This is a genomic window from Bacteroides sp. Ga6A2 (assembly GCF_000702225.1).
Classification (GTDB): Bacteria; Bacteroidota; Bacteroidia; order Bacteroidales; family Bacteroidaceae; genus Ga6A1.
This window is the reverse complement of the sequence record NZ_JNKX01000023.1, coordinates 60,499-75,756: the sequence shown is the minus strand read 5'-3', so window position 1 is coordinate 75,756 and position 15,258 is coordinate 60,499. Positions and strand designations below refer to the sequence as shown.

Annotated in this window: 9 protein-coding genes; 1 reads left to right on the top strand and 8 read right to left on the bottom strand. The window is 43.7% G+C overall.

Annotated features, from left to right (window positions below):
• Positions 1–101 precede the first annotated feature (101 nt).
• From cas2 to T538_RS0107550, 5 genes are all read right to left on the bottom strand, one after another.
• Positions 102–434 (bottom strand): CRISPR-associated endonuclease Cas2, encoded by a 333-nt coding sequence (cas2, locus tag T538_RS0107570; protein WP_031533245.1) that lies wholly within the window; start codon positions 432–434, stop codon positions 102–104.
• Complete coding sequence (gene cas1, locus T538_RS0107565) at positions 434–1,369, bottom strand: type II CRISPR-associated endonuclease Cas1 (protein ID WP_031533243.1); 936 nt, start codon at positions 1,367–1,369, stop codon at positions 434–436. The genes cas2 and cas1 overlap by 1 nt, the downstream gene beginning before the upstream one ends.
• Positions 1,370–1,418: 49 nt before the next feature.
• The gene (gene cas9, locus T538_RS0107560; protein ID WP_031533241.1) at positions 1,419–6,032 is read right to left on the bottom strand and encodes a type II CRISPR RNA-guided endonuclease Cas9; all 4,614 of its coding nucleotides are present in this window, start codon (positions 6,030–6,032) and stop codon (positions 1,419–1,421) included.
• 441 nt (positions 6,033–6,473) lie between these two features.
• The gene (locus tag T538_RS0107555; RefSeq protein WP_231497085.1) at positions 6,474–8,579 is read right to left on the bottom strand and encodes an alpha-amylase family glycosyl hydrolase; all 2,106 of its coding nucleotides are present in this window, start codon (positions 8,577–8,579) and stop codon (positions 6,474–6,476) included.
• A gap of 261 nt (positions 8,580–8,840) precedes the next feature.
• Positions 8,841–9,485: a rhomboid family intramembrane serine protease gene (locus tag T538_RS0107550; RefSeq protein ID WP_031533239.1), complete on the bottom strand. Its 645-nt coding sequence runs from the start codon at positions 9,483–9,485 to the stop codon at positions 8,841–8,843.
• Between the two features lie 372 nt (positions 9,486–9,857).
• Here T538_RS0107550 and T538_RS0107545 point away from each other — a divergent pair, with 372 nt between their 5' ends.
• Positions 9,858–10,133: a hypothetical protein gene (locus T538_RS0107545; RefSeq protein WP_155993063.1), complete on the top strand. Its 276-nt coding sequence runs from the start codon at positions 9,858–9,860 to the stop codon at positions 10,131–10,133.
• An 862-nt stretch (positions 10,134–10,995) separates the two neighbouring features.
• Here the strand turns inward: T538_RS0107545 and T538_RS0107540 are convergent.
• From T538_RS0107540 to T538_RS0107530, 3 genes are read right to left on the bottom strand one after another with little or no spacing between them, the layout of a single operon-like run.
• Positions 10,996–12,396: an Outer membrane protein SusF domain-containing protein gene (locus tag T538_RS0107540; protein WP_081834910.1), complete on the bottom strand. Its 1,401-nt coding sequence runs from the start codon at positions 12,394–12,396 to the stop codon at positions 10,996–10,998.
• A 19-nt stretch (positions 12,397–12,415) separates the two neighbouring features.
• Complete coding sequence (locus tag T538_RS0107535; RefSeq protein WP_031533235.1) at positions 12,416–13,621, bottom strand: SusE domain-containing protein; 1,206 nt, start codon at positions 13,619–13,621, stop codon at positions 12,416–12,418.
• A gap of 24 nt (positions 13,622–13,645) precedes the next feature.
• On the bottom strand, positions 13,646–15,241 hold the full coding sequence (locus tag T538_RS0107530; protein WP_031533233.1) for a RagB/SusD family nutrient uptake outer membrane protein: 1,596 nt from the start codon (positions 15,239–15,241) through the stop codon (positions 13,646–13,648).
• Positions 15,242–15,258 lie beyond the last annotated feature (17 nt).

Genomic DNA, 15,258 nt, shown 5'->3' with positions numbered 1-15,258 from the left:
AATACTGTATATCACACTTTTGCAAACAAAATTACAAAACAAAAAACTGTATTTCAAGACAAGAAATCCTGCTTTTTGGAGCAGGATTTCTTGTTTCTATACTAAAACAGTTCCAACTGCTGACCGGGGCTGTTAGGTTTCTGAGGCTTGCGACCATAAAAAATCTCTATGGCAGAAAACTGCTTGTCCGTTATCCTCATTATCCCGACTTGACCGTATTTGGGAATAAAAGCCTTAACGCGCTTCACATGAACATCTGCATTTTCCGCGCTGGCACAATGACGCACATATATCGAAAACTGAAACATGGTGAAGCCATCTTGCATCAGATTCTTACGGAACAAAGCTGCCTCTTTGCGGTCTTTCTTCGTTTCGGTAGGCAAATCGAAAAACACCAACACCCACATAATTCGATATTCGCTGAAACGATCCATCAATCAACTATTTCGGGATAAGAAATCAGTCGGATTTCTCCGTTGAAACACTTGTAAAGCGACGATGTTGTCTGCGACACGGCAACCATCAGCGGACTGCGTTTTCCACCAATCACCACCTCGGTTGTTGGCAGAACAAGAAAACGAGCCTTCAAATTTCTTGTCAGAGTTGAATAATCAATGCCTTCGTTTATTATCGCGATTACGATTTCGTCGACATAAGGGCGATATGGTTCCATGATATCATCAGCCAGACAATAGGCGTTGTAACGGTTGTGATGATGGATTCCGAAAGTCGGAAGCAGTCCGCTCTCGACCAAAGCCCTTGCCACAACAGCCCTGAGAATGGCATATCCGTAGTTGAGCAGATTATTTGGAGCAGCCTCATCGCGCCCCCTTACGAACTTAGGAATTGCAGGAAAGACATTGCGCCAATAATAAGCCGCCGCCCTACCCTCCAGATTATCGGAGTCGCCACTTCTTACCGTTTCGGTCCATGCCATCATGTTGCCAGTCTCGGCTTTTGTGTACTTGCCGAGAATCATTGCCTGATTATAGATTTTAGCCCTGATGGTCTGCTGCCACAACTGTTTTTTCAGAGGCAGAGAAGCATCGAGCTGTTTTCTGAAGCGTTCGCTCTGTATTGTATTGCCAGCCAACGGCAGCAGCAAGCCGACAGGCATACACTTAGAATCGCAAGTAACAATGGCACAATTGTTATCGAGCAAGGCTGAAATAACACCCGATGTTATTGTTAGATACATGCTGTCGAGCACAACGACTCCTATGTCCTCAATAGGAACGGTGGTCGTAAATTCGTCCTTGAAATTCTGGTGCATATTGCTCTTTTCGAGCCCTGGAATTTTGATTACAAGTTGGCTGTTTTTCAGACTAAGATATGCCGGGTTGCCAAAATATAAAGTTCTTTTTATCATGGTATTAAAAATAAGAAAGTGAGGCACATCTCTGCGCCCCACTCGATGGTTATTTTCCTATTTCTATAATATTGCCTAATCGGTCGACTTTTAATGGGACACAGATTTCTTTTATCATTTCACCAGTCCATGCACGTTGCGCTTTATTATTACTTCCTAACTCGGTCGTTTGCAAAATAGGATTGGCTATTCTTGCAGGAACAAAATGTCCTTCGTTACCTGTACAACTCACCATTTTATAAATCCGCTTCTTATCAACAACCTTTATTCCATCCTTCAACTCCTCTTTGGTTGGCAGATAAACCAAATCGTTTGGCGAAAGAATGAACAACAACTTGACATCAGAAGGAACCAAATTGTTTTCTTTCAAATAAGCCTCAATGTTATCGCGCCATTGAGAACCAAATTTCTTTTGGCAATCAATCATCACATTTAGCGGAATGGTAAGGTATGAACGCACGCTTTCCATCTCACCAGTCTCCTTGTTCAATTTTTCAGAACTGAAAATAGCAAAGAATAGGTTTGTGCCCTTATCGGCTTCTACAAATTTCTTTGCTTTGCAACCGATTTGTCCGATTGAATATTTATTGCCGCATTCATAACGACGTACCTTGTAAATAGGCTTATGAACTTTTTTCAGCTGATAATTCTTAATCTTTTCAAAATCCACAATAATACGATTCATCTCGTCGATGCCATCGGCAGAAAAAGCAAGTTCCGGATTGTCTCCCTTCGCCTTTAGGTGGGCTTTCAGAATTTTCTGAATACCCGTATCCGTAATACCTTCTATTTTTGCAATTGCCTTATCATAATCTTTTACACCAGACATATAGCCAACCAAATCGCTCAAGAAACGAGTTGCAAAATAGCGGTCGTTTGTTTCTTTTGTGAAATAATAAACCCATATTTTCTTGACATCAATATCAGACCATACGTCTTTTTGACCTTCTACGAGTTTCTTTATCGCCTTGGCATCCACAAGTTTCAACCACTTAACGACATTGCCTTTAAAATCAGCATTAACTATGTATTGAGGAGTCTTCAGAGCCTCGTTTAGCGAAACTTGCTTTTTGAAACGCAAATTCACTTCACCCCAGCCCGTGTCTTTGTGCATTGACTTGCGTATTGCCCAACTATCGCCCCCCTCTTGCTTAGTCATGACTTTCTTGCCACTCTCATCAAAATGCTGATAGTGGTTGGTTGTCTTGTTTATTACACGCAAGTTCTGCTTGAAGCTGACGATGATGTTTTCCAAAGCCTGCTTTGCATCCGTGGTGAACGAATTCCACGGTTTCAGGAACTCCTTGGCAACCTCTCGCTCTTGTCCGTTAATCATCGTCTTTTCAAATCGGCGGAGTTTGCGCTGCAAATCGTGGCGATACGACTTATCATGCTTTTGCGAGTGTGCTGCCTCATTGTTGAGCAAATTTACATGGTCGCGAGTTGCACAAGCTATAGATATGGCATCCATTGCATGATGGCGATGGTCTATACGTTTCTTGCTGAAGCCCTTCTGTAATTCGAGCGGCATAGCAGGAATTTCATGTCCTTCTGCACTTACGGCAGTAAAGACATATTTCCCTGTCAATTCATTCAATCTCTTGAAACGCGGCAAGACGATGCTATTCCAAACATCAGTCAGTCCCCAATCCTTTTTCAGGCGGTCGGTAATAGAGCCGTTGCACGAAATCAGATTTTTCGAAACAGCCTCTTGTTCATAATCGCCATTTGGCAATTTCTCGCGCACAATGTTCGACAGCAAGCCTTTTACCAATTTGCTTATATATCGACTATCGTTAAGCTGACGTTCAATAAAGCCGTCAGGGATATCGTCCATCAGTAACTTTTTCATCTTTGTGCGATTGTTGCTGTAAATATCCTTTACAAACTTCTCGTAAGCCTCAATGGAAAGAATCTCAACAGTTCCACCCTGACTAAGTTGCACCTTTTCGCCCTTATGGTTCTTGATAAACTCAAAGCCCAACTGACGGTCTTTCAACTTATTCACTTCGGCTTCGCAAATTACTTTATTGCTGAATGAGTCGTCGAAGTAGCGCGACTGTGGAATCACATGCTCAATTTCGTAAGCATGTGTGAAAAGTTTGGCAAGTGAAATCATCTCGCCAGTATAAGGCGAACGATATTTCTGCTCCAACCAGCATTTATACTTTACTATATCTGATTTTGAAGGCTGAGCCAATTTAGAAATCTTATTGACAAAGTCAAAATCAGGATCGTCCTTAGAAAGATTGTCGAGCGCATTCTCTTCGTAAATACGCAAAATATCCTGCTGGCTTGGCGAATACGGACGCACGTTCTCAATGCCCATTTCTGGGTTCATAAACTCCATAAGCATTGCTTTGATGCGCAAGTTGGTATTCTCATTTTGCTGAATGTTTTCAGTCATTTTCTTGCGTTTGTCGGCAGGATTCTTCATCTCTCGACCAAGTTCAACGTGAATCTCGTCGATATTTCCCTCCTGCTTCCAGATATCGCGCACTGTGCGAAGCGTTTCTGTAACCACCTGCTCCACAATAGGATTGCGAAGAGAATGTTGCTTGAAAGCTTTTAGGTATTTATCAATATCTTCAGGCTTCTCCCACTTTTCAATCTCTTTGGCTTCTGAATGACGGTCGTACACAATGTAGCAAGCCAACCAAATAGGTAAGCCTTTGAAATGATTCTCGCTGGTCAGATTGATAGCCTTTTCGCGAACACGGTCTCTAATCTTTTCGTCATATTCGCCCGTGATAATCTTATCAATACGCTCTTTTGTTTTTGCGTCAATGGCATCTGCACTCCAATATTTGCCCATGCGCATAAGCGGAAGCAACTTCTTGATAGCTTTTTCTGAATAAGAACCGTACTCCTTTTTGAACGGCTTAATTTTGGCAAATACATCGGCAAACAATTCGGGCAAATTGTTCTTCTCGGCATACTTTTTCAGAGCCTTGCTAATTTCATTTTTGTCTTCAACTGAATAGAGAATATGCCAGAGCTGCATTTCTCGTTCTTTTGTCAAGAAATCGGCAGAAACGCCACATTTGTCAAATCCTTTCAGAATGTCGGCACGTGTTTCGTTGCACGGATATTCCTTATCCTCAACGTAGTTCCAACGATATGGATATTTGTCTTTGCCTTTCTCTTTTTTGAACTTGAAATATGAGTTGAGCAGAGTATCTTGTTTTATTGATGCTCTGTCGTTAAGCCAATCGAAGAGAGCTACGTAATCGTCCTCCGATTTCAAAATCTCATTAGTTACATCAACATCTGTCAGAAGTTTGTCTGCAACCTCTTTCTCACGCTGATAAATCCTCAAATTCTGAGCAAACTGCCACAAACGGAACTCTTGGAAAAGCGGATTCGACTTTGCTATGCACTTTATTGGATACTCTATGCCGTCCTTATCGAAATGCGATTCATAAGGACAATTACTTATAAGCGACTTTTTACTCTTTAGCGGACGCTGATAGAACAGAATGTCGTTGACAAACAGATTGGCGAAATCAGGTTTAGCGATGTTATTTCGGTGTGCCTCATTGTTTGGATAGAGTTCCTCGATACAAGCCTTGTAAAGATTCTCGTCTTGAAGTTCTGGCATCAAAGCCTTCTGGATATCAAGAATTTGACGGAGTTCATCTTTGTAATATTTACGCTCGATTGTGCGCACGAGCTTGCCCACAATCTTTTGATTCGGATTCTGTAGTAAAGCATCGTAGATATAGCAACCAACGGTTTTGTGGCTGTTGTCGATGTCGAATTCAGTTTTCTTTTTTACTAAAGTCCAGTCGTCCTCTTTTGGGGCACGAAACGAACGCTTTATGTTTCCTTCCTTATCTTTCTTTGGCGAACCATCTTTTTCGAGGTCTGTTGTAACGATAAACTCCTTAACCTTTCCTTCCCAATCGAGAGGTACACTACTTGGACGGCGGTAAACCATTCCGTTCTCAAGATATACATTGTACCAAGTATCCTTGCCCTTTTTCTCTTCGGTAGCCTCAACTCGTACAACCTTTTGTTCAAGGAACTCAACTTTCTTGTCCTGCGCCTCCTCCTCTTCTTCGCCACGAAGTTGGTAATAGCCACGCTTTTGATTGAATTGCAGCAGAATCCACGCAAGTTCTTCTTTTGTCAGTCTTTGCCACAAAGCCTTCTTGCGCAGATAATAGATAGTCCAATCGTATGGCACTTTCTTGCCGTCGGCTACAAGTTGCGGCTGATTCTTTGCAAAATCGGCAAGCATTTCGTTGAACGAATCTTCGAAAATGAATCTGAACTTGCCAGTTTCGTCTTTCGCCCAAGCCAACTTGGGCTCAGAATGATTGATAAACTTTCCATATCTGTCAATCTGATTGGCATAGTGGTCTGGCAGAAAATTCATCAGATTCAGCACACGCAACAAGCGTTCGCGGCGCAGCAGATTACGCTCGTGCAAACGGCGAACGCCACGGAATCCAGTTCGTTCAGCTGTCTGTGACACAGAATTACCTTTATCGAAATCTCCCAGAATATCAGCAGACATTGGAATAATTCGACTTCCTGCCGCACTTATCCCTACCGGTTGAAGATAGGAAGTTTCATTGTCGCGTAGCTTCTCTTCCGCTTTCACCACCGCCCAACCAATACTATTTGTGCCAAGGTCAAGACCTAAAATTTTCTTCATAAACTTTTTTTTGCAGTAAATAGATTTTAATAATGTGCTAAATTATCAAATATATTTAGAAAAGACAAACAAAAAGGCATAGACTTTTGCAACATCATCAAATTTTCAGTATTCATAGTAAAAAAACTGAGATTTTTATTGGATAATAAAAAATACCTTGTATATTTGCAACACTAATTTTGAAGCAAATCACAATAAGGATTATTCCGTTGTGAAAACATCTAAAGCGGCTCTTTCGGGAGTCGCTTTCTTTATATCATCACAACTATATCTATTTTAAGCATAATAAAATACCATTTAAACACCATTCCAAGACTTACTACAAAAAACGGTGCCTGCTCACGCGGACACCGTTCTCTCTTTTACCCAATATGAAATAAAAACTATTGAAATACTTTTTCCGAAAAACTTAAAATTACATTGTAAAAAACTTTTCCCTTTTTAATAACTTACTACCACTTTCTGGTTAGAGATTATATACAGACCAGGCTGCATATCACCAAAATCATTTAACCCTCTCTCAACTTTCAATTTCTTTACCAATACGCCTTGCGCTGTATATACTGGAACTACCTTGCTGGTGTTACTCTTAATCACTAATCGGCCGTTTGCCGATGCAATCTCGAAACCGTCATTAACGACAGGCTGTGTCACCGATGTCGCTCCAGACGGCGTAACCTCCTTAACCGTGAGTTTGTCGCCGTTTGTGCCCGAAAGTTCGTAATAGACATCACTACTGATAGGACCTATATCGACAGTCTGCTGCTGTCCCATGCCCTTGTTGAATATGATGTTGAAGGTATAGCCCTTCTTGTTTACGTCGAATGCCTTGTAATACCACTCCACGCCGTCGATAACAACCTTGTCGGTCATCTTTATTCCCGGCCATGAGCCAAGCAAAGTGTTTGACGAATCCCAAGCATAGAAATAAACAGATGTCCAGTCAGGATTCTTGAAATAGACTGTTGCCTTGTGAGCCACAAACGGAGTGACGGTATATTTGCGCGTTGCCACGTTCTTTACTGTTCCGTCTACAACGAGGGCAACCTTAAGCGTGCAGTTCGAAGAAATTTCAATATCCGAACCGCTTGCTACCTTTGTTCCGTTTGATGCTGACGGCTCTGTGCCGTCGGTGGTGTAAACGAGCTGTGCATCGTCGTGAGCAGAGACAGCCACAAGCTTAACCTTGAAAGCCTCCTCATAATCGCCCGAAGCCTTGTCTGCCCAAGCAATCTCGGTGCTCTTGCTCATCAGATAGCGATAGTGGTATCCGTCGAGAACCTGAACCATCGTGTTAGGAATGTTCGTATTGCTCTTGTCGCCCACGATAACGCGTAGCTGACCGTTCTCGCCAGTAACCGTTCTGATGCACTTTGCAGCCTGCGAAATATACTCGCTATAAGTGCTCTGATTGTTTATTCCGACAGCCTTTCGAGCATCAATCATCGCCTTTATCTCCTGCTTGCAGTCAATCCAATGCTTCAGAAAGACGCAAGGCGTTCCGGGCATTGCAAGCATCCAAGCGTTAAGGGCGAGCGTGTCGCGGCGGATTGGGTCTTGCTGGTCGTTAGCCGAGCGAACCTGAGTGTCGTGATTCTCTACGAACGTAACCGAATAGCGGCGATAGTTCTGGTCTGAAATAAGCGAAGTGCCAGTGAGCTTGCTCCAGTTGTAGCCCGATGAAGCCACGGCGTCGCGACAAGTATATCGGAACGGAAAATCGAACGCTGCACTCTGAACAGTGCCGTTCACCTTTGTGCCGTCAATCCAGTTCTTAACAACTGCTGTATTACCGTCCCAGTACTCGCCCACCGAATAAGTAGCGTTTACCGTACTGTTGTAGTCGCCTGTGAACGATGCGCTGTAGCCCTTAACCATATCGTAGCGGAAGCCGGCATATCCTAATGTATTCTGAAGATAGCCGAGATATGCCTTTACCACCTTATTCACATTCGCACTCTTATGGTCGATGTCGCGGCAACCGCTCCAGCCCTCGCCCGTATCTTTGTTGGAACTAAGCGAAATGCCGTTACCTGATGCCCATGCTGCAGTCTGACCGTTGTCATCGTCTGAGCAGATATCCGAAGGAAGCATCTGATACTTAACATCGTTGTATGTCTCAGCCGCAAAATCAGTCCACGAACCGCCTGCGCCAAGGTTGTTGCGATGGTTTATAACCACATCGGCAATGAAACCAGTGCCCTTCGACTTGTATGTATTTATCATCGAAAGCAGTTCTGCCTCGCTTCCGAACGATGAATTCTGGTTGAAATAATACTGAGGCATGTATCCCATGTTGTTGCCCGAACCGCAATAGCCGCTGTTTGGCACCCAAACAAGACTGAAATACTGGGAAATCTCATCTGCCTGCTTTTCAAGATAGTTCCACTGCGTGTCTACATACGAATCCCAATAGAATCCCTGAAGCATTACGCCGCCGTATGCTGCCGGCCAGCCCTGAGCCGAAGCCGATGCTGCCACGGTGAGTGCCGCCACGGCAACAGCCGTTTTCTTGGCACATCTGTCAATGAATTTCCGTACCCTCATGATATTATCTTTTTGATTATGTTGCAAATATAATTTTCTTTGGATTACAAAAAGACGTTAAAATACTGAAAATTTACGTTTTACGAGCGCAAACGATTCCGCTTGCGCGGTATGCTGATATCAGACTTAATAACCTACACAAAAACAATGTTAGAATCGACATATAACAAACGTAGTTTACGTTCTGAAAAACAGGGCGTAAACTACGACTGGGATTTTTGCCGCATAAAGGCTATCGGCAAAACTAAGTATGACTTAAATCTATTTCAAGAACAGACTTATTAAATGCACAAGTATTGGCGGATAAACAAATATCGGGAAAAACAGTCCGAACAGTCCACCCCAGAAATGAACAGCATTTCCGAAACAGTTGATTTTCTGTCTTGCCATACAATAACAGCAGTAAAGCAGAAAAAGCAGAGCGTAAACATATCCCGGAACCGGGATTGGAATAAAAAACAAATAAAAACTTATTTTAGGAAAAATAATTACTGAAGCAAACATAACTGCCGAAACTGCACCCGATGAACCACAAAAATAATAAGACACATTATCGCGATATTTCATCAAGTCGGAAATTGATGAGACAATCAAGGCAAGAAGATAAAAGACAAGATAGATAATCCTGCCCAGCAAACTGCCGTAAATCCCGACAAAGGCTCCCTCAACCAAATTACCTATAAAGTAAAGAGTTATCATGTTTAACAGCAGATGCCACCATCCTGTGTGTACAAGCCCCGACGCAAGCATACGATAGTACTCCTTGAAATGGCTTACATAATACGGATTGAACATAAATATGCCCAACAAATCGGGACGAGCCATACAACGCGGAAACGGATTGTTTTTCGGAAAAGCCACAATAGAAATTATCGACGTGACTATTATAATTGATGCAGTAACCATATTTCTGTTTTTTTGGCTGCAAAAATATCATATAAATGCGATTTAAAAGAGAGGTAAAGGCAATTTTTTATATAAAAAGTGAAAATTTATTCAGAATTTACGAAATTTTGCTAAATATACCTATCACCATTCTAGTGCTACAACAAATTTCACACAAAATCAAACATATTTCCTAACAAAAGCAAACTTTTTAATGTATTTTTTATACGATATATTACTTTTTATTGTATTTTTGCACAAAGAAACAAATAACATTTTCAAATCAACAGAGGAACAATGAAAAGCTTTATTTGCAGAAACATTAGAACTTTTCCTAAAGTAGGATTCTTCGTTTACGCATTGTCACCACTTTGGTACAACTGCGATAACGTAATGACTGCAGCATATATCTTTGTGATTCTGACGATTCTGATTTCTGCTTACGGATTACTTGTCTATCCAAAGAAAATATCAGAAACAATTATGATTTTCTCTGACACCAACATAAAATCGGAGACAATCAACTTGCTTATATCAATCATTGGAATTACAATCTGCCTGCTTTTCCCAACAAGCGATGCTATGGCAAGATACGTTATTTTCGGTATTGATATTATAGCAACACCTTTTTGCATCTTGTTTTCGAATAAGACAGAAATAACGAAATAGAAAAACCTCTCTTCTTTTAAAACTAACTTGACGACAGAAGGCAAGCCTCGGTAAACGAGCGTTTGCCTTCTATTTTTTTAGTACCATGAATCATATTTCATAAAAAACAAATTTCAGCCAAAAAAAATTTGGCTTTAAAAAGATTTGATGACTATATTTGCAACGGTTTGATTACCAACCAGCGACGTAGTGGGCTTTTTTAAGTCTGTTCGCACTTAAAGGGATTTCTAATTATTAGAATCCCTTTATTTTTTTGAGCCTTTTATTTATAGATTATCAGAAGATTGCGTGTTTTTTACAGACGCTGAAGGCGTCTCCGCTTAGTAACCGTAGGTCGGAACGACCTGCGGAAATAGTGCACAATCAAAAAAAGCACTCAGAAGGAGTGCCCCAGTTATCGCAATGGGCGACCGCTTTCAGGGTCGAAAATATCCGTTTCATTTCAGCCCGCAGATCCTACGGATACTGCGGTTACTGAGAGGTGACGCTTCCAGCGTCATTCCAAATAATCATCTCACGATATAGAAAAATGAAGTTTCTTATACCGATTCGATGCATTAATATACGTTTCATCAACCTAGGACGAAGCTACCCCCTTGCTACCCTCTTGCTACCCCCTTACTATCCCCTTACTATCCCCTTACCAAGAAAGTGGCTTTTTGTTATATTTTTGTATGATGATTCATTTTAATCTGTATTATTTTGCATAATGTAATTTATTCGAATAACAAAACGCGAAAACGTGTTTCGTTACCCCGAATTCGCGTAAGTTACTGATTATATACCAAAAAAAATCCTGCCCTGTCAACACGACCGAGCAGGATTTGTTTAACTAAAATAAATAACCAAGAATTAACCTTTATTAGTTTTTCGGAGTAAACGTAACCTTGTTTGCGCCCTCATAACTCAAGAACAGCTTGATGAGATATGTTCCGGCAGCAACCGAAAGATCCTTTCCGTTGTTCTGAGTAAGGTTGCCATAGTTCGAAGCATCTCCGTTGGCACCACCCCAGCTCACTGTCCAGTCGTCGTTCATGGCAAACTTAAGGCTTGTCTGCTCGGCAAATGTGTATTCAATCTGCCAGCAGTTCTCCTCCTTGTTGTATGTCATGTGAGTTGCGGCATCAGCAACATTCCAACTATTGTGTGTACCAACCATCGTAATGCTCTTGACTGCTGTGAGTGCATAAGTTCCAGCAGCAAGGTCTACATCAATCTGATAGAAGGCAGCCTCTGGAGCAGGACAGTTAGAACCGCCGTTGTCAGAAATCTTACCCTCGCCGTTGAATTCATAGTCGCCTTCCCAGTTATCTGCATTAGGTCTGAACTTGAACTCGCTGTCGAGATAGTAATATCCCTGATACTTTCCGTCGAAATTCTTACCGTACAGAGCGTGAGTTACACCCCATGTACTCTCACCGCCAATCTCGTAGAAGAACTCCTTGAAGTTGAGTTTCTCAATCTTGTAAGTGTACTCCATCATGTTGAGAGTCATGCGATAGATGCCCGGCTCTTCAATCATTCCGGCCTTTGGAGAATTTGTTGTCAGTTTTCCAGAAAGACTCGCATCGCCGTCGACCTCCGTTCCAAGAACGCCGCCAGCCCAAATATCACCGCCATCAACATTGTCCTGTGGAATAATCTTCCAGTACTGATTTACAGCATCGGTTGTAAAGACTACGGTGAATACAGGGTCGTCGTATACATTCTTGTCGCTGTGGTTGAACTTGAGCAGATTCGCAGCATTCCAGTTAGACTTGTTGCCACCATCCATTGTGTAAATCATATCGCCAACGAGGTAGTAGCTTGAAGATATGAACGGAGCAGAGAGCGATACCTTAACCTCGGTCTTGTCAGCCATGGCACGCATTGCCTGACCGTTGTCTGAATAGTAGACTGTTGCCACGCCCGACAGAGTACGCTCGTTTGGAGCCTTTCCGTACAGAGCCTCGACTGCCGAAACAAGGTCGGCAACGGAAACCTTTCCGCTTGTGCTGATGTTAATAGTCTGAGTCTCGTCGAAAGTAACGGTGCTCTCGGTGATATCTGTTCCGGCAGGAATGTTAAGGCGGCTGTTGAAGATGTTAACGCTGTCGCCCGTAACATCGGCAATCTTAATGGCATCGACCGATGTGGTTACATAAGTGCCCGATTTTGCCTCTTCGACTGCGCTCTGAAGCGGCTTCGCCCAGTCGGTATAGTCGGAGGTACAAGCAGCCATAGAGGCTGCAAGTACCATTGAGAACAATATATGCTTTTTCATATTGAATACTTGTTAAGAATTACTTTTTGATGAAATTATACTGACCGGTAATATCATTGAAGTAAATGATGTAGTCGCCCGGTTCAACCTCGATGTCGGCACCGCCGTTCTTGCCCGTACCGTAAGGGAATGATGTGCTTCCCCAGTTGTCGTCCCAAGAACCTGCCATCTTGAACTTCAGCTTGCAACCGTCGCCGGCTGTGAAGTTAGCAGTCCAGATGTGGTTTTCTGCGCCATCGTATGTGTTGAAGGCTGACATTGGCTGGTCGCCCCAGTCGTTGAATGTACCGGCAAGGCAGATGCTCTCGTAAACCTTTGGAGTGCCCTCGTATGCCTTCATGCTGAACTCGTGAGATGCTGTGTTCAGAGTGATTGTGTAGTAGCCAGCATCAGCAACCTTAATGTCGCCCGGATCGTCGCCGCCGTTACGATAAGCACCGTCGGCACAGATTCCGTAATCCCAGTTACCAACAAACTCAAGAATCTTGAATGAGCCTCCGGCTGGGAACCAACTTACATACTCAAACAAGCCGTCGCCAGTCTTGGCATCGTACTTCTCTCCGTCTACTGCGAACAATGGTGCAATGCTCACGCCCTTGCCATCGGCATTGTTGCTCCATGAGCCATCACCGATACATCCGCCAACCATGTACCAGAAGTCTGGGTCGGCAGCCTTCAGAGCCTCGTAGTATGGAAGGACCTTCAGTTCAACGATGTTCGAACGAACAACGCCGTACTCCTTGCCGTCAGCCCCGACAAGAGCCGACTTGATGCGGAAAAACAGTTTCTGTTTCTCAGGAATATCGGTAGACTCCTTCCATCCCATGAGCTTTTCGAGCGTCTTGTCTATCTCAGAAGAAGTGAACTCGCCCGTTACCTTACCCTTCACTGTCTCGTCGAGTAAAACGTAGTCAGGCTTGCCTATAACATTTCCGTCCTCGTCCTCTGTGTAGAGAGTGGTGAAGTTGCCTGTTCCCGACATCTCGACCGAATAAACCGGAGTTGTAGGGAATCCGTAGTTTGGCTGAGACCAAGTGAGGTTCAGGGTCTTTGACTTCTGCAAATCGATATCCTGCGTAGAATAAGCCGGAGTGTTAAGCACAAATGTCTGCGGAACAGGATAACACTCGCTTCCAACAACAGGATTGCTGTCTACATCTGTGTTACATGCTGCGAAAACAGCCAGACAGCCAAGCATTATTGATGATTTTAATATATTATTCATATCTGTATCTTTAATTAGATGTTGTTAGTAACCCGGATTCTGAACCAAATTAGGATTTGCGTTCATATCGGCATAAGGAATAGCGAAGATATTCAGGTGTGAGTCGATGTTTACACCGCCCTGAACGCCGCCTTTCCACTCCCACTTGTAGTCGCTCATGCCTGCAAACTGACCGTAGCGGACAAGGTCGGTACGGCGGAAGCCTTCGAAGTAAAGTTCGCGAGAGCGCTCGTCAAGAATATCCTGCAAAGAGTACGAAGCCTTTGTTGAGGCATGTGCACGAGTGCGGAGTGCATTGATGTACTTTGCGCCAGTCTCGCTTGTTGTGCCTCCGTTGGTGCGTGCATCAGCCTCGGCTGCGATAAGATAAGCCTCAGCAGAGCGCATCAGGAAATAGTCTGTATCGACAAACTTTGTTGCATGAGCCGAACCGCCTGTGCTGTATGTGTTGCGATACTTGGCAACAGAGAAGCCTGATGTAAACTCGGCTGGGTCGGTGATGCTCAAGGTACGGTCCTTTCCGTAGAAAAGGGCGCGGTCGTCGCCTGCCTCGGTAGTCATAACCTCGGTCTCGACGTTTGGAGCGTCTGATGTTGGGAAGAACTTGTCTACCAGATTCTTGCGGGCGCGGTTACCTGACCAGAACTCTGTTGTATTGTAGTTTCCGTATGTGTTCATATCAGCCTTCCAGCATGAAGCCATAAGGAACATTGTTGTACCGTACGAAGTTGTTGTAATACCATCCTGAAGCACTGGCAGGATTGCCTCGCAAGAAGCACCGCTCTCGCCGTTGTCGCCCATGAACAACATCTGATATGCAGAGAATCCGTTTGCGCCGTTTGTCCAAAGAACGTGCTTTGAGTTGATAACCTTTTCGGCATATTCCTTAGCCTTTGCCCACTGAGCTGTTCCGGTGTAGACCTCGGCATTGAGGTACAGGCGGGCAAGCAGAAGCCAAGCGGCACTCTTGTCGGCACGACCGTAGTTCTTGTCGGCACTTGTTCTTGCCTCAGCCTCAAGAAGGTTTGGCTCTATCTCAAGAAGCTCCTTCTCGATATACTTGAACAAGTCGGCTCTCTTTATCTGCTTAGGACAGTCGGAAGAAATAACCTCGGTGAAAGGAACATTTCCGAAGCAGTCCATAAGATGATAGTAATACATGGCACGGAGGAAACGAGCCTCGGCTGTCATTGTGGCATCGTAGTCGGCACACTTCTCAAGATAGTGATTGCAGTAGTCGATACCCGTATAAAGACGATAGTAGAAGCCCTGCAACATCGGGTGCGAACTTGTGTACTGGTTGAAGTTAAACGAGCTGATACCATCATCGCCCCAGCAGCACATAGCCTCATCGGTTGGAAGCTCGTTGGCATTCCACAACTGGCGGACGAAACCTGTAGTACCGCCGTCGAGTCCGTCAACATCGCAGTCGCCATCATCTGGACCTTGCTGACCGGCGATAGCCATATTTGCATAGCACTTGTTCATAAGTCCGTTGGCATCAACCTTCATCACCGTGCCCGGGTCGATAGGTGTTACGTCCAATACATCGCATGATGCCATTCCGAGTGACAAAGCCATTACGGCTCCCGGAACTATATGTTTGAATCTAATAGTCATAGCTTTATATCTTTTGG

Excerpts from the sequence above, each read along its gene's own strand:
- T538_RS0107535 (WP_031533235.1), bottom strand. The coding sequence starts at position 13,621 with ATGAATAATATATTAAAATCATCAATAATGCTTGGCTGTCTGGCTGTT.
- cas9 (WP_031533241.1), bottom strand. The coding sequence starts at position 6,032 with ATGAAGAAAATTTTAGGTCTTGACCTTGGCACAAATAGTATTGGTTGG.
- T538_RS0107545 (WP_155993063.1), top strand. The coding sequence starts at position 9,858 with ATGACTGCAGCATATATCTTTGTGATTCTGACGATTCTGATTTCTGCT.
- T538_RS0107550 (WP_031533239.1), bottom strand. The coding sequence starts at position 9,485 with ATGGTTACTGCATCAATTATAATAGTCACGTCGATAATTTCTATTGTG.
- T538_RS0107530 (WP_031533233.1), bottom strand. The coding sequence starts at position 15,241 with ATGACTATTAGATTCAAACATATAGTTCCGGGAGCCGTAATGGCTTTG.
- cas1 (WP_031533243.1), bottom strand. The coding sequence starts at position 1,369 with ATGATAAAAAGAACTTTATATTTTGGCAACCCGGCATATCTTAGTCTG.
- T538_RS0107555 (WP_231497085.1), bottom strand. The coding sequence starts at position 8,579 with ATGAGGGTACGGAAATTCATTGACAGATGTGCCAAGAAAACGGCTGTT.
- cas2 (WP_031533245.1), bottom strand. The coding sequence starts at position 434 with ATGGATCGTTTCAGCGAATATCGAATTATGTGGGTGTTGGTGTTTTTC.
- T538_RS0107540 (WP_081834910.1), bottom strand. The coding sequence starts at position 12,396 with ATGAAAAAGCATATATTGTTCTCAATGGTACTTGCAGCCTCTATGGCT.